Raw genomic sequence first — 16194 nt, forward strand, 5'->3', positions numbered from 1 at the left:
CTTAAATCAACTGATGTATTAATGGCAGGCCATTTACGGTCTGCCATTGTATTTTATTCCTATTTTTAATATACTAAACTCGCTGAAAACTATAATTTTAGAAATGGTTGACTGATTTCAGTCGACAAATTTAGGTGAATAAATTGAAGATTATCGAAGCGCTTAATCTTGTTTATAACTACATACGAACCGACGAAAATGACAAGGTTGTGGAAAGCACCAGAGCCCTGGACGGAGTTAATGTCTCCATCGAGGCGGGTGATTTTGTGTGTGTTCTCGGCCATAACGGTTCAGGCAAGTCAACATTGGCAAAACTCATCAATGGACTTAATCTGCCGTCTGAGGGGACTGTTCTGGTCAGCTCAAAAGACACCAGAAACGAACAGGATCTTTGGGACATAAGAAAAGAAACCGGAATGGTTTTCCAGAATCCTGACAACCAGATAATTGCATCAGTGGTTGAAGAGGATGTTGGATTCGGGCCTGAAAATATAGGAATTCCCACAGAGGAAATCTGGAACAGAGTAAATACTGCTCTCGAAGCGGTGGGAATGACTGCGTATCGAATGAAATCACCCAACAGACTCAGCGGCGGTCAAAAGCAAAGAGTGGCAATTGCCGGCACCATGGCAATGATTCCGAAAACCATAGTTCTTGATGAGCCCACAGCCATGCTTGACCCCACGGGACGCGCGGAAGTCATCAGAACCATCAAGGAACTCAATAAAACCCAGGGAGTAACCATCATACTTATAACCCACTATATGGAAGAGACGGTGGACGCCGACAGAATCATCGTCATGGATCAGGGCAAAATCGTAATGGATGGCACTCCGAAAGAAGTGTTTAAAAACGTTGAAGAGCTCAAGGCAATCCGCATGGACGTGCCTGAGGTCACCGAGCTTGCCTGGAAATTGCAGAAGGCAGGAATGCCGGTGCCGGATTCGATCCTCACCAGAGAAGAGCTGGTTGAATGCTTACAGAAATGCCTCCCCAAGCAGGTGGATTTTGAGCCAAATTTCGTAAAACGTAAGCCGCTTCATATTGATATAACAGACCCGGTGATCAGAGTCCGTCACCTGGATCATGTGTACCAGAAGGGAACTGCCATGGAGAGCTATGCCCTGAAGGACGTGTCATTTGACGTTCAGAGGGGATCAATAGTTGGATTTATCGGCCACACAGGTTCCGGCAAGTCGACATTAACACAGCACCTCAACGGGCTTTTGAAAGCCACAGAGGGCGTGATAGAGGTAAACTTCAGGGACAATGCTGATCTGATCAAAACCGGAAAAAATTCTAAAAACGTATATAAAGGCTCTGGGTCTAATTCCAATGTGAAAAACAACCACGAAAACTCCGGTTATGAAGATGAGAAGGATGGGGCTAATGCTGACACCCTAAAGGGAACCGCCCCCAATGACTCGATTGAATCAGGCCAGGGTACAGGATTTATCAACATCTATGACACCAACTTCAATATGAAGCAGCTTAGGTTCAAGATAGGTCTGGTTTTCCAGTACCCCGAGTATCAGCTTTTTGAGGTTGATGTAATAACAGATGTTATGTTCGGACCGAAAAACCAGGGACTCAGCGAGGATGAAGCCAGAAAGAGAGCGGAAGAAGCCCTCAAGATGGTCGGCCTCGACAGTAAATTCTGGAAAAAATCACCATTTGAACTAAGTGGCGGACAGAAGAGAAGAGTTGCCATAGCGGGAGTTCTGGCCATGCATCCGGAAGTGCTGATACTGGATGAGCCCACAGCGGGACTTGATCCTGCCGGAAGAGACGATCTTTTCAAGCAGATCAGGGAGCTTCACGATAAGGTTGGCATGACCATAATTCTGGTATCCCACTCAATGGACGATGTGGCGAGATACACAGACCAGGTTATCGTTCTTGATCACGGTGTGCTTAAGATGACAGGAACGCCGGAAGAAATATTTAAGAGATATCAGGAACTGGAAAGCATGGGCCTGGGCGCTCCGCAGATGACATATCTTATTCATGACTTAAAGGACGTAGGCATTCGCTTTGAAGATCGCCCGGATACAGTGTCGGAAATGGCGGACTGTATCATTGATTTGTGGAAACGATATAATAAATCAGTTAAATCGAATAAAAACGATGCTTCCGGAAAGGAGGCAAACTGATGATTAGAGAAATAACTTTAGGACAGTACTATCCTGTTGACTCTATAATCCACAGACTGGATCCCCGCGTAAAGCTGCTGGGAACGCTGGTTTTCCTGGTTGCACTATTTGTGGTGGACAGCTGGACGATGTATGGGGTGGCAGCTGTTGTTCTGGGCATTCTCATTAAGCTGAGCAATGTTCCCTTAAAGTTTATGACAAAGGGACTCAAGAACATCCTGATCCTGCTTCTGATTTCGGTGAGCTTCAACCTGTTTTTGACACCGGGTGAACCGATCTTCCAACTTGGAATACTGAAGATATCAAAGGAAGGTCTAACCATCGCCCTTAAAATGGGAATTAGACTGATTCTTCTTGTTATGGGTTCATCACTTATGACTCTTACAACAACCCCGAACCAGCTGACAGACGGAATGGAGAAAGGACTGAGAGCCTTCAAGAAAATCGGAGTGCCGGTGCATGAGATTTCAATGATGATGTCCATTGCACTCAGATTTATACCTATTCTTATAGAAGAAACCGATAAGATCATGAAAGCCCAGCAGGCAAGAGGCGCGGATTTTGAATCCGGAAACATCATCCAGCGTGCAAAAGCCATGGTTCCCATTCTGGTACCGCTTTTCATCGGCGCCTTCAGAAGGGCCAATGATCTCGCCATGGCCATGGAAGCCAGATGCTACCGCGGCGGCGAGGGCAGAACCAAGATGAAACCTTTGAAATATGAAGCAAGAGACGGAATCGCATATTTCCTGATGTTTTTGTATTTTGCGGGAGCAGTTGGGTCGAGATTTGTTCCGCTTGTATGAAAAAACCTATGAAACGACGTATCAAATTAACAATTTCATATGACGGGACGGGCTACAAAGGCTGGCAGATCCAGAATCCTACGAAGGAAAAGCCGGAAGGTGACAAGCCAACAATTCAGGGGATGCTCACTTTGGGGATTGGTAATTTGCTGAAGCGGAGTTCAGGCACAGACACTTCTCTCGCCTCCGATAAGCACTCCCAAGGGGATGGAGATTCACTGAAGGACGACAGCATTCAGCTTATAGGCGCAAGCCGCACAGACAGCGGAGTGCATGCTATGGGTAATGTTGCCGTATTTGACACAGACTCCACCATCCCGACAGAGAACTTCCCCTCAGCTATAAACAGTTTCCTGCCGGAAGATATAAGAGTGGTTAAAGCCGAGGAAGTGCCTTTGGACTTTAACCCAAGATTTGAACCCCATGAAAAGGTTTATGAATACAAAGTGGACAACTCTCCGATCCCTTCGCCTATGGGAAGGCTCTATGCCTATAATTTTACTTATGCCTTAAACATCGAAAAAATGCGGCAGGCTGCGGAGTACCTCTGCGGAGTCCATGACTTCACAAGCTTCGTGAATCCCGACAGCCAGGTCTTTGAGCATGGAGGAGATGCGGTAAGAGAGATTTACAGCATTGAAATCTTTTCTGATAGGGGAAGAAAAAGCTTGGAAGATACGAATTCAGTCAATATGCCAAGCGAGGTTCATGAAGACATAAATTCAGTCAATGCACCAGGCGGGGCGTATGAAGACAAGAACTCAGCCAATGCATCGGGAAGTGTTCAGGAAGCTGTAAATTCGTCTAATGCATCGAGAAAAGTCCGGGAAGAAGATGCGAGTCTTATCACCTTTAGGATAAGAGGAAACGGTTTTCTCTATCATATGATACGAATAATCGTTGGCACTCTGCTACAAGTGGGAAACGGCAAGAGAGAACCTGAGGACATCATGAACATTCTCGAAGCCAAAGACAGAACCAAGGCGGGCCCGACGGTGCCGGCCAAGGGATTGTGTCTGGTAGAACTCAAGTATTGATGTAGAGATTTATAAATTGCATTCACTGTCGTTCTAATGAGAACTATGTGTGTAGTCTTTATACCTAAAATGAGTGATTCAGAAAACATTTAGCTTAACAAGTGTAATTCATATAGATATATTTAGTGATGTATTGTCAGCCTTTAACGAAGCTAAAAGCTGAAAAAGGCTGACATTTGTTTGAAAAGGGGAAAGCTATGAAATATGACGGAATAAAAGGCTTTATATTCGACATGGATGGCACCATGTTCGACACGGAAAAGGTATATCACCATTTCTGGAAGGTAGCATCAAAGGAGCGAGGCTACACAATGACCGACGAGATGATCAACAAGATGCGCGGAGCCTCCATGGAAAACATCGGAAAGATGTTCAATGAAGTTAATCCCGACTTTGACTACTGGGAGGAAAGAGGCTACAGAAAGAAGTACATCGACCAGTATTTTATCGATAACGATATCCCTAAGAAGCCCGGGCTGGACGAGCTTTTTGACTGGCTAATCCAGAAGGGCTACAGGATAGCATTGGGCTCATCTTCATTGAAGCCGGTGGTTATGCATTATCTTGATAAAACCGGCTACACCGAAAAGTTCGACTACATCTGTTCCGGGGAAATGATAACCCACGGAAAACCTGCACCGGACATCTACCTTCAGTGCGCCGAAAGAATCGGACTTAAGCCGGAGGAGTGCATAGTAGTGGAAGATGCTCCCAATGGCATCCATGCAGGATATGACGCAGGCTGCAAGGTTTTCGGAATCAAAGACATGAGCGACCTTGATGATGTCAGGGAATTGCTTGATGAAGAGCCGGAGACATTGGCAGAAATCATAGAAATTATGGAAAAGGACTAAAAATCAGTTTTATATTAATTTTATAATTCAAAAAGCTGTCAACTATATTGACAGTCCGAAAGATTGCAAATATAATACGTATTGCTGTTTGTTTACAGGCGTATTGCGCCCGAAGATGAGCAGTTAACTATTCACAGCAGGGTCGAAAGCATCGGCCCGGGCTACATTAAATACTGAAATCAGTCTCAGAGTGGACCACTTGCGCCGAAAGAAGGCCTTCTTAAATTAAGAAGAAACCTCGCATTTAACCCGATGCGGCGGCCGACAGAAGTTCTGTTTTGGACAGAGACCAGAGTAAGTAGCCTTATAACAGGAGGTTGTTATGAATTCATACGTAGCTACAGCTTCTACTATTGCACAGGACAGAAAGTGGTATGTAGTAGACGCAGAGGGTAAGACACTTGGACGTCTTGCATCAGAGGTTGCTAAGGTTCTTCGCGGAAAGAACAAGCCAATCTACACACCGTTCCTTGATTGCGGAGATTACGTAATCATCGTTAATGCTGACAAGATCACCGTAACAGGTAAGAAGCTTGAGCAGAAGATTTATCGCACACATTCAAAGTATGTTGGTTCAATGCGTGAGACATCTCTTCGTGATCTCAAGGCTAAGAAGCCTGAGAAGGTTATCGAGTATGCAGTTAAGGGTATGCTCCCTCACGGACCATTAGGCAGACAGATGTATAAGAAGCTTTTCGTATACGCTGGCGCAGATCACAAGCACCAGGCACAGAAGCCTGTTGAGCTTACATTCTAAGGGAGGATATCAAGATGGCAACAAACAGAAATTACGGAACAGGTAGAAGAAAGTCTTCTGTTGCAAGAGTTTATATCATGCCTGGTACAGGAAAGATCACAATCAACAAGAGAAGCCTTGACGAGTACTTCGGTCTTGATACACTGAAGCTTATCGTTAACCAGCCACTCGTTCTTACACAGAACGTTGGCAAGCTTGACATCCTTGTTAATGTATGTGGTGGTGGTACTACAGGTCAGGCTGGTGCTATCCGTCACGGTATCTCAAGAGCACTTTGCGAGATGGATGCTGAGTACAGACCAGTTCTCAAGAAGGCAGGACTTCTTACAAGAGATCCGAGAATGAAAGAGAGAAAGAAGTACGGACTCAAGTCTGCACGTCGTGCTCCTCAGTTCTCAAAGAGATAATCTTCGAAGAATCGAAAAGAATTCAAAAACCCCGGAAACCGATGTGTTTCCGGGGTTTTTTATTTGGGAAAATTAATGAACTTACCGTTCACTGCAGAAAATCAACCATTTACTACATTGGCAGATGACTATATCGGTTTATAGTAGATAATATATAAATAGTATGCTTTCGGGAGGGCGTAAGATATCCGGTGGATGTCTGATCTGTGCCGGCCGGAGTTGATCGGAGACAGACATGAGAATTGCTATTTGTGATGATGAAAAAAGAATATGTGACATACTTGCTGAGAAAGTTGCAAAAATCTGTCCGGAGGCAGAGATTATTACATTCACTTCCGGAGAAGAGCTATTGGCTGCCGATAAACTCCCGGATATTCTATTACTTGATATCTGGATGCCTGAGATGAGCGGAATGGATGTGGCAAAGACATTGAGAGACAGAGATTGGAGAAAGATACTGATCTTTGTAACCGGTGAAGAAAGTCAGGTGTTTAGTTCATTTGATCTGCATCCATTTCATTTTCTTGTGAAACCTTTTGCAGATGAAAAGCTTAGTGAAGTACTTGATGATGCCATGAAAGAACTGGAACGATGCGGGGATTTGTCGGGGAATCATGACAAGTATATTGAAATTCAGTCAGGGACCTCGCATATCCGCATAAATCTGTCAAGGCTCGTATATGCAGAGGTGTATGACCGGAAAACAATACTTCATATGAAGGATGAAAACATAGAATACTATGGACAGTTATCGGCACTTGAAAGCCTTGTAGGAAGTTACTTCTATCGTATACACAGATCATATCTTGTAAACATGAAGTATGTGGAGCGATATGACAGGACAACACTGATAACGTGCAGAGGAGATAATGTTCCTATTGCAAGAAGGGAGTATGAAGGATTTATCAGAGCCTATATGGAGTATTGCAGATGTTGTTAAACTACCTATGCGGAAGTTAAATAATAAAATAGAATCGGGAACTACTATATTGCGTCATGATAAATTAAAATCGGGACTAAATAAATGAGATAATATGAATTACATGTCGGAAATATCGACAAATAGTAACATTTCAGCCAGTGGTCCAAGGGGACGGAGTTAGTGGTCCACCGGCTGAAATGTTCCACAAAAAGCGTATATACGTTAAGGAGAAGCAATTCATGGCGTTAGACATGATGAGAGCAATGGGGGATACTGCGGTAGTTACCACTAATCTATTTATAAGTGCATTGCTTGTGATGCGTTTTTATATTCCATACATGAGGAAGAAATCAGGGGCTGTGATCATAGGTATAGCCTACTTCATAATCATGTTAATCATATATTTAATCCCATATCCCATGTCAGGTCTTACGGCATATCCTTTGGGGATGATAACTGTTTTAACAATATCTATTCTTGTTGAAAAGAAAAATATCACGCAGAAATGCTTTCTGGCTTTGACCATATATATGTTCCTTTGGATATCCAGTGAAATGTCGTTGCTACCGTGGAAAGGCATTAGCAAGATAACGTTTATGAATCCCAAAATAAGAGATGGCATGCAACAGTTCATACTTTATTATATTGCAGTATCTTTGTTGTACATTATTCAGAATGCACTCAGGTATCTTGAAATCATAATATCTGAAAAAGTCTATTACAGAAAAAATGAACAAATGTCATGGCGTGAGTTCATTCTGTTTGTGACACCCTACGTTGCAATAATTGCAGGATATTGGATCTCCTCATTTTTATCTGATGCATATTTTAATACTGTTAAAGAACATGTATCCGACAGATACCCTATATATGACGGACTGCGTGGGCTATTCGGATTTATTGCGTTTCTGGCAACTATCTCAGTTATTTACTCATATCAAAAGATAAAGCAGTCACGGGACGATCAACTGCAGAACGCACTTGTATCAAAACAGGTGGAAGAACTGTCGGTTCATGTGCATTCGATTGAAAAGCTGTATGCTGAAATTCGCGGAATAAAGCACGATATAAATGATCACATCATGGTTTTGGGGAATCTTTTGGAAAAAGGTGATAATGCTTCGGCCGTAACATATCTTAATGAATGGCATGATGACTTTCCGGCTACGGATATAAATGCCAGGACGGGCAATCCTGTCACGGACATTGTTATATCTGAAAAGAGACGCGAAGCTGAGGAAGCCGGTATTGAGTTCATTGACGAGTTCCGTTATCCCACAACTGGCAAGGTTGAAGCTATAGATATAGCTGTAATACTCAACAATGCTTTGGCAAATGCTGTCAGAGCATCAAAAGAATGCTCCGGTTCTACGATAGAAGTAAGATCCCTAAAGAACAACAATGCTTACCTGATACAAGTAAAGAATACCTTTTCAGGAGAATTGTCCTTGAATACGGATACGGGGCTGCCTGAAACCTCAAAGGATGATATAGAAAGCCATGGATACGGACTTAAGAATATAAAACGGATCACAGAAAAATATTACGGAACCATTCAGCTGGAGCAGAAAGAGGACACTGTGATTTTTACAGCCATGTTGATGATACCGGAATGATAAATAACGTTTCCTTGGTTAAAGCGAACTTCTGTAAATAACAGAAAATCGAATGATCATGCGGAATATAGGCTATCATGAAATGATGAAAATTATTTCGTGGTAGCCTTTACCATTTACATCAGAAAATCTACCGTTCACTTCATTGGGGTTAATATATGGCCCTGATGTTCGAAGAAAAAAGTAGAGAGATATAACTATCAAATCATAATCATATGAAATGGATGTCAGGATTAAAGATTGATAGATTCGAATTTTCCAAATGTCCGGTTTGAAACAAACATGCTTTCAAGGGGGCGTTGTTCACTGCAAAGGAGGGCAGAAATATGGCAATGGATATAAATGGTGTATATGGTAACTACGCAGGAGCATATACAAATCAAAAGAATACAAATCGAACAAGTAATTCGAAAGTTGTAAATGAATCCGGAAAGTCAGCAGGTCAGATATCATCTGTTGAGAATGAAAATAGTACTAACAACACGAGAAAAACAGCGGCGGATGAATTGAAATATCTCAGTAAAAAATATGATGGCTACACTTTTGCCGCGGCGAATTTTCAGCCTGGAATGAGATATGGTTCCAACAAAACAACCAATGTGGCAATCTCTCCGGAGTTCTTACAGAAGATGGCAAATGATCCGGAGCTTGAAGAGGAATATGAAAAAGAAATTGCAAATATGCAGGCGTTGGATGCACAAAGGCGTCAAAGAATAGAGAGTGGTGGCGGTAGTGTTGTTGCTATGAGATGGGCCATAGATAAGGACGGAGGCATTAGCTGCTGGTCTATAGGTAAGTATGATGACAGTCGTTCAAAGGTAACGTCTCCAAATGAATATGGAGCTAAGATCCGCCAGCAAAAAGGCTTGAAGAATGATATGGTTGGTTTTAATTTTGACAAGAAGTTATAAATGCTAAAAAGGGAAGGGAGCCGGACTAATCCGACTCCCTTCAAGTATGCATCCGCAAATGCATACCCCAATTACTATCTGCAAGTGAAATATTATTTTATCCTTTAAGGATAAAGACAAATCATCAAGAAACGAATCAATGGAAATTTATAGGGGTTAATTAAGGGTTAAATTTTTGGATAGTACTAATTATATATGTGTGTTACTATGAAATAAGAAGATACAAGGAGGTGCCACTATGTCAACGCTTGAAAAAACAATAGATATGATTAAGACAATGCCTGAATCATCTGTTGAAAATATATATAGATATGCTCTATTCCTTAATTCAACCTATGCCAAAGATGGAAATCCGGATCTTAAAGGCAAAATGAAGGATCTAAAGATGATGGAAGAATTCATCGAATCTGCTGGGAAAGTTGAGATTGATGAAGATTCGGTTAATAGGTTGAGAATGGAGAGCATGATCTGATGATACTGGTAGATTCGAATATAATCATTGATTTTTGGAAGCATCCGACAGAAGAGATGAAGGAAGTGTTTGCCACTGGAGATGTTGTAATATGTGGCGTGGTGCGTTCAGAAATACTTCATGGAGCTGTTTCGCAAGAAAATTTAGATAGACTTTCAAAACTACTGAATGCGTTTGATATTGTGTCTATTAAGGATGACCAGTGGGATGGATTTGGACGTTATCTTTACAAACTAAAGACAAACGGATTGACGGTGCCTTATCAAGATGCCTTGATCTCATATATTGCAGTGCAGAATAATGTAAAAGTGTGGACCTGGGATAAGCATTTCAAGCTTTTCTCCATACCCACAGTTCTCAAAGAGATAATCTTCGAAGAATCGAAAAGAATTCACAAACCCCGGAAACCTTGTGTTTCCGGGGTTTTTCTTTGTATAAAAATCACGCATTGCGAGCGGTAAGAAGGTATGATATAATTCGTTTATCGCATTGCGTGGAGGTGCAATTATGGATATAGCAGAGAGAATTAAGCAATTAAGAGAGAGTACGGGAGAAACAAGGAAAGAGTTTTCGATTCATACAGGTATTCCGGTTCGAACATTAGAGGATTGGGAAGCGGGACGTAGAACTCCTCCAGAGTATATTCCGAGACTGATAGCCTATCAGCTTGAATATGAAAAAATGATGAAGGATAGAGGGGAAGTTAATGGCAAAGAATGAAATTGTTTTATTTACAGATGGGGATACAGAGATTGAGGTACAGATTAGTCCAGAACTAGAAACGGTTTGGCTGACACAAAAACAAATGGGTGAATTATTTGGTGTTAAGCAAGCCACTCTTAGTGAGCATATAAATAATATAATCGATATTGGTGAACTGGATGAGACTTCTATCGGTTTTTCCGATAAAAGTTCCGGAGGAAGAAAACCTAAGATTTACAATCTCGATATGATACTTTCTGTTGGATATCGAGTTAATTCAAAAAGAGGTATAGCTTTCAGACGATGGGCTAGTTCGGTACTTAAACATTATACTTTAAATGGCTATGCAATCAATGAACGCAGGCTACAGGCGCTTCAGAAAACCGTAGAAATACAGACAAAGATGATAGCAGGGACACTTGATATTGAACAACAGGACGTACTCAAAGCTGTAAATCTATACACACAGGCGCTTATGCTTTTGGATCAATATGATCACCAGTCTCTTGAGAAGCCTGAAGGCTCAAGCCCGATATACAGAATCACCTATAGTGATTGTAGGGAGATAGTCAATCATATGGAGGATACTTTCAAATCAGACGTATTTGGTGTAGAGAAAGAAGTTGGTAAGGTGGAAGGTATTCTAGCAGCAGTCTACCAGGATGTGTTTGGAGGAGAAGTATATCCCTCATTAGAGGAAAAGGCGGCCAATCTCCTTTATTTCATGATAAAAGATCATCCTTTTGAGGATGGCTGTAAGAGGATTGCAGCTTCCTTGTTCTTGGAGTTTTTGAGCAGAAACAACGCGCTCTTTAGGGATGGACAGAAGATAATAAGTGATGGAACACTTGTAGCTATAACCCTTATGATTGCTGAGTCCAATCCTGATGAAAAAGATATTATGACAGCTATGGTAATGAATATATTGAGAATATAAATTAACTGAAGAAAGTTACTTAAACTTGCTCTGATTTATAAAAAAAGGGAACCGGATTGTACCGATTCCCTTCAATCATAAACTTTGCCGGGGTAAGATCTTTTTTTTGAAATCGTATAACTAGATTATTTAAAACATTTTTTGCATGCGGTCATTCCCTTACTTTTAGCTTCATCCAGAGATACCTGTGTGGCTTTATCAGGGTTCATAGTTCCACAGTGATTATGTGCATGATATTTCGATCCGGTTGCGGAGAGCCATACTGTGTTGGTGTTGTTAATATATGTCTTGTGATAAGCAGAATTATTAAAAGGACGTGAAAGATATACAAAATATTTCTAAAATTTAAAAAGACTGTGTTTGTGTGAAACATAAGCAAAAAGGCATTCTTTATTAGTAAGAAAGTGCTTTAACTGAATATTTCACTGCAAAAATCCCGTCGCTCACAACATTATAATGAAAAGTAGAACATATTATGGATATATAATAATAGTTCATTTAATTATGAAAGGAATTCGGAAATGAATATAGCAGTATGTGATGACGACATAAATGTCAGAAAACAATTAGCTGATCTGATAAGGAAACAATATGCAGATGCGAAAATCAGTTTATTTAATGGAAGTGAAGACCTGATTTCCTGTGGAGATTTTTTCAATATTTATTTTCTTGATATCGAAATGGGAGATGTATCTGGAATAGAGCTCGCGAAGCATATCCGTGAGAGGCAGGAAGATTCCGTAAAAAGTATATGCAGGGAACATGAAGATCTGGGGAAGCGCAGCATCATCATATTTGTGACAGCCTATAGAGAGTATATGGAAGAAGCCTTCGATGTAAATGCCTTTCATTATCTTGTGAAGCCGATCAAGGAAAGCAAGTTTGCAGAAGTGTTTCAACGGGCTCTTAAAGAGGCCCAGTCTTATGACGAACAAAGAAAAAAATACGTGATCATTAAGGACGGGGAGAATAGGAAAAAAATCCTATTTTCTGAAATTCAGTATATCGAAAGCAATGACAGGAAGGTGGTTTTCCATACAGACGGCGGCTTCGCAGAAACCTATGCCAGAATGTACGATCTTGAAAATGAATTAGGTGATACTTTCTTTAGGTGCCACAGGTGCTATCTTGTGAATTTTGAAAAGGTGACTGCCTATTCCGTGAACAGCATACAGGTGCTTAACGGCGATAGCATTATCCTTGCCGAAAAGAAGTATACGGATTTCGTCAAAGCATTCCTTCGCTACGCCAAGAACGGAGGTATTGTAAATGCTTGATCTTTTGACTATTACATTGACACTGCCGATATATGTATCAGATGCGATTTTCAGTGGACTATACGGAGCCGGGTTTCTGAAATCGAAATACCCCAAGAGACTAACGCTTACTATTTGGATACTAATTTACCTTTCCGTAGAAGCTTTAATATATAAAGTGCTGGAAGCGCAGACAGTTGTACTACGTACACTGATGGATTTTGCATTGCTGGGCATACTTGAGTTCATATTCTTTGAGCAGGATTTCAAAAGGCAGATATTTGCCGCCATAAGCTTTACCGCCGGAAAAGAGTTGATCAGAAATATTGGAAGTGTCGGTTATTATCTGATCTCCCACGCTACCTGGAATAAGTTTGAGAGCATGGTTCTCCAATCCGAAAACCTGACCATGGAAAAAGCAGATATGTTTCTAAATATCTATCTTTTCGCTCAAAGCTTAGCATCCGTAGCCATATATGTGGGGCTAATGTTTACATATCTCAAAGTCCTCAGTGGAAAATATATCCACAAAGGCTATGAGCCAAGCCCCGGGGAGAGTGTATTTTTGATACTCCCCTGCATTACCGGTCTTGGGGTGTCCATGACTTTGCGTGTAATGATACTGAAAATCAACGAAAGATTATCCCTGCTTATTTATGACAAGGTTCCGGAGGTTCTCATATGGATCATAGTTATTTGCATATTGCACCTTGGCTCCATCATTGCCGCCATGATGCTGTTTCAATATCTTATTGAACGTAATGAAGAGAGGCGGAAGCAGGCTATCCTTGAAAAGCAGGTGGAGCAGCTTCACAGGGAAATCGAAGATGTTGAAAATATATATTCTGACCTGCGGGGGCTTAAGCATGATATGAGGAATCACCTTAACAATATCATGCAGTATGTTAAGAACACCGGAAATGATATGGCGGAGATAGACGGATACCTCGATAAGTTGGAGAATGCAGTTAATAAACTGGATTTTTCATCAAGGAGCGGAAATCCAATCACGGACATCATTATTTACCAAAGGATGCAGGAAGCGAAGAGGAGTGGAATAACCTTCGAAGTAGATTTTGTAGCACCAGACGCTGGACTCAAATATACGGATTATGTGGCGCCGGACCTCGGGCACATAAAGACGGATTATGTGACGCCTGGTTTCGGGCACATGGAGGCATGTTTTGTGGCTCCAAACTCTGGACGTATAGACATTTACGACATAGCAGTCATTCTGGATAATGCCTTGGACAATGCCTTTGAAGCTTGCCGAAAGGTGGAGGGTGCAAGAGAAATTTCTCTTAAGTCCTATATGAAAGGAACCCTGTACTTTATTGAGATTGAAAATGTATTTGACGGGAAGGTGACTTTTGACAAAGATACCGGACTTCCTGTGACGAGTAAAATGGATAAACATTCGCATGGGATTGGGATGTCTAACATCCAAAAATGTGCAAGAAAATATATGGGAGATATAGACATTGAGATAAAAAATGAAGGAGAAAGACATAGGTTTATTTTGACTGTTATGATGAATACCAAGTGCGCAAGGTAGTGACCGTGGATTGAGATGCTCGAAGTTGGAACGACGGTCATTCCCTCAATAATATAGGATGCAGGATTGGCGGAAGTATTTTCCTAAGTCGTGGCCGGAAACAATAAATCAGGTAATTGACCGCAAGAATAGTGGTGTTCACTGCAATTGCATTATATCTGGTTTTTGACCTCCGAAGTAAAGATTAGATGAAGGAGGTTTGAAATGGCAGTAGAGATTAATGATACATATGGAAAATATGTCGGCAATAATGTAAATCCAAAAATAATAAAACGAGGAAAGAACTCCGGAATCAGACGAGACACAGAGATGGGAGACAGAGCCGGAGAGTCAGTGGTTGAAGTATTGCTAAACCAGAAAGATACCCTGGAGATTTCAGAACAGGGTAGGACAGCACTAAAAGCAAACCTGAAAGCAGATGATGCGAAATCCGATCCGATATTTTATATGGACAAAGATCCGTCATTCGACACGGTCGGTGATCTGACATCTGATACAATCAAAGATCTGTCATTTGATACAGTTGATGATCTTTCAAAATACCTTTATGAGAACTTTAACATCGTAAAACAGGGTATGGCGGAAATTTCATCAAAATACCTGAGAGATTGTCTCACGGATTCGGACAAACGCCAGTCTCTTTTCGAAAATTTAAAGGCAGCAGATGAATCTCTTGAAGAAAAGCAGGGAGAAGTAGGCTTCCAAAGCATGAAGATAAAAATCGACGATGATGGAGAAGTCACAACGGAATCCACCAGTAAATCTGTGGCTGTCAACGAACAAAAGCGAAGGAGACAGATTGCAGCAGCTGCTACCAGAGGTGACATGCAGGCAATCATCGCCTTGCTGGAACAGGATCTTCAGGAGGTGGAAGCAGGGCTTGAAGAAAATGCCTGCGACGAAAGAGAAGTGGAAAAGGTGAAAGCACTTCTTTCTGAAGCAAAGCAGAAGATGGCATCCCTCCCTGACCGCGAACCCACACCGGAAGAACAAGCTATAATGATGATGAATACGTTGATGTGAATTTTTTGTAAAATCAGTTGAGTTTGTGATTTTGCTACTTGAAAGATAAGATCATTGATGTATACTCTAATTAAGTAGGTGATGCACAGCCTTATAAATGAGCGAGTTAATAGTAGGTGATGCACAGCCTTATAAGTGAGCGAGTTAACAGCAGGGACAAGGTTTCTTGTCCCTGTTTTATGTTTAGGTGGAATATGAGAAGCTTAAAGTTATATGAAGTTGATTCCCAATATGTTAAATACTTATCGGCATTTCAGGAACATATATTTTTTTCTGATGAGGATAAGTCCTCCAGGAAATACATAGGTATTGTCTTGGAAATAAATGGTTTTAAATACTTTGCACCATTATCATCATTTAAGTCAAAGCATAAGAAAATGTCTGAAAGTGTTGATTTTGTTAAGATCAAAGATTATGCGGTGATCAATATAAATAACTCAAACTTCCCACACCCAAAAGGTGTGATGCACCTTGAAAACTCTATACTTTAGACAAATAAAAAGGCATAGGTCGCTTTCAAATAAGGTATAATGAATTTACCACAAAACATTTACCAAGAAAGGACTTACGCCATATGCATATCTTACCACAAGGACAGCACTCAGAGGAAGAAATTAATTGCTCAGTTTCGGATTTTATTTCAACCTTTAAGGTAGGTAACTTACTCCGTAAATGCAATGCCGAAAAGCAAAAGGGAATCCCTGTAATAAATATCTTTCGGTATAAGCTTGTAAATGTTTTTTCAAGAAGCAGCATGTACATGCAGATGAAGACTAACCACTTCTC

General features: G+C 41.1%; 17 protein-coding genes and 1 pseudogene. All 18 read left to right on the top strand.

Going from position 1 to position 16194, the window contains the following annotated elements; all coding sequences use genetic code 11:
• The first annotated feature begins 143 nt into the window (after positions 1 to 143).
• Positions 144 to 2153, top strand: coding sequence for an energy-coupling factor transporter ATPase (locus T357_RS0110680; protein WP_044916731.1), 2010 nt, complete (start codon positions 144 to 146; stop codon positions 2151 to 2153).
• Complete coding sequence (locus T357_RS0110685; RefSeq protein ID WP_031552180.1) at positions 2153 to 2959, top strand: energy-coupling factor transporter transmembrane component T family protein; 807 nt, start codon at positions 2153 to 2155, stop codon at positions 2957 to 2959. The genes T357_RS0110680 and T357_RS0110685 overlap by 1 nt, the downstream gene beginning before the upstream one ends.
• Positions 2960 to 2967: 8 nt before the next feature.
• Complete coding sequence (locus T357_RS19230) at positions 2968 to 3996, top strand: tRNA pseudouridine synthase A (protein ID WP_044916759.1); 1029 nt, start codon at positions 2968 to 2970, stop codon at positions 3994 to 3996.
• A gap of 197 nt (positions 3997 to 4193) precedes the next feature.
• Positions 4194 to 4850: an HAD family hydrolase gene (locus T357_RS0110695; protein ID WP_031552188.1), complete on the top strand. Its 657-nt coding sequence runs from the start codon at positions 4194 to 4196 to the stop codon at positions 4848 to 4850.
• A gap of 322 nt (positions 4851 to 5172) precedes the next feature.
• Positions 5173 to 5607: a 50S ribosomal protein L13 gene (gene rplM, locus T357_RS0110700; RefSeq protein WP_031552192.1), complete on the top strand. Its 435-nt coding sequence runs from the start codon at positions 5173 to 5175 to the stop codon at positions 5605 to 5607.
• Between the two features lie 14 nt (positions 5608 to 5621).
• Positions 5622 to 6014, top strand: coding sequence for a 30S ribosomal protein S9 (rpsI, locus tag T357_RS0110705; RefSeq protein WP_031552195.1), 393 nt, complete (start codon positions 5622 to 5624; stop codon positions 6012 to 6014).
• 235 nt (positions 6015 to 6249) lie between these two features.
• The gene (locus T357_RS0110710) at positions 6250 to 6954 is read left to right on the top strand and encodes a LytR/AlgR family response regulator transcription factor (protein ID WP_031552198.1); all 705 of its coding nucleotides are present in this window, start codon (positions 6250 to 6252) and stop codon (positions 6952 to 6954) included.
• Between the two features lie 221 nt (positions 6955 to 7175).
• The gene (locus T357_RS0110715) at positions 7176 to 8552 is read left to right on the top strand and encodes a sensor histidine kinase (protein WP_031552200.1); all 1377 of its coding nucleotides are present in this window, start codon (positions 7176 to 7178) and stop codon (positions 8550 to 8552) included.
• Between the two features lie 326 nt (positions 8553 to 8878).
• Positions 8879 to 9463, top strand: a complete 585-nt coding sequence (locus T357_RS21185; protein WP_155991376.1) for a DUF6033 family protein — start codon at positions 8879 to 8881, stop codon at positions 9461 to 9463.
• 238 nt (positions 9464 to 9701) lie between these two features.
• Positions 9702 to 9935: a hypothetical protein gene (locus T357_RS0110725; RefSeq protein ID WP_031552207.1), complete on the top strand. Its 234-nt coding sequence runs from the start codon at positions 9702 to 9704 to the stop codon at positions 9933 to 9935.
• Positions 9935 to 10396, top strand: coding sequence for a PIN domain-containing protein (locus T357_RS0110730; protein WP_049962382.1), 462 nt, complete (start codon positions 9935 to 9937; stop codon positions 10394 to 10396). The genes T357_RS0110725 and T357_RS0110730 overlap by 1 nt, the downstream gene beginning before the upstream one ends.
• A 46-nt stretch (positions 10397 to 10442) precedes the next feature.
• On the top strand, positions 10443 to 10655 hold the full coding sequence (locus T357_RS0110735) for a helix-turn-helix domain-containing protein (protein ID WP_031552213.1): 213 nt from the start codon (positions 10443 to 10445) through the stop codon (positions 10653 to 10655).
• Positions 10642 to 11574: a type II toxin-antitoxin system death-on-curing family toxin gene (gene rhuM / locus T357_RS0110740; RefSeq protein ID WP_031552215.1), complete on the top strand. Its 933-nt coding sequence runs from the start codon at positions 10642 to 10644 to the stop codon at positions 11572 to 11574. Before T357_RS0110735 ends, rhuM begins: the two co-directional genes overlap by 14 nt.
• Before the next feature lie 521 nt (positions 11575 to 12095).
• The gene (locus T357_RS0110745) at positions 12096 to 12851 is read left to right on the top strand and encodes a LytR/AlgR family response regulator transcription factor (protein WP_031552217.1); all 756 of its coding nucleotides are present in this window, start codon (positions 12096 to 12098) and stop codon (positions 12849 to 12851) included.
• Positions 12844 to 14385, top strand: coding sequence for a sensor histidine kinase (locus tag T357_RS0110750; protein WP_031552219.1), 1542 nt, complete (start codon positions 12844 to 12846; stop codon positions 14383 to 14385). The genes T357_RS0110745 and T357_RS0110750 overlap by 8 nt, the downstream gene beginning before the upstream one ends.
• A gap of 204 nt (positions 14386 to 14589) precedes the next feature.
• Positions 14590 to 15408, top strand: a complete 819-nt coding sequence (locus T357_RS20300) for a hypothetical protein (RefSeq protein ID WP_049962383.1) — start codon at positions 14590 to 14592, stop codon at positions 15406 to 15408.
• A 194-nt stretch (positions 15409 to 15602) separates the two neighbouring features.
• A complete protein-coding gene (locus tag T357_RS0110760; protein ID WP_049962384.1) occupies positions 15603 to 15899 on the top strand; it encodes a type III toxin-antitoxin system ToxN/AbiQ family toxin in 297 nt (98 codons plus the stop codon).
• Positions 15900 to 15982: 83 nt separating this feature from the next.
• A pseudogene (locus T357_RS21600) lies at positions 15983 to 16194 on the top strand (IS4 family transposase); the annotation flags it as partial.

Source organism: Oribacterium sp. FC2011 (assembly GCF_000701645.1).
GTDB lineage: Bacteria > Bacillota > Clostridia > Lachnospirales > Lachnospiraceae > Oribacterium.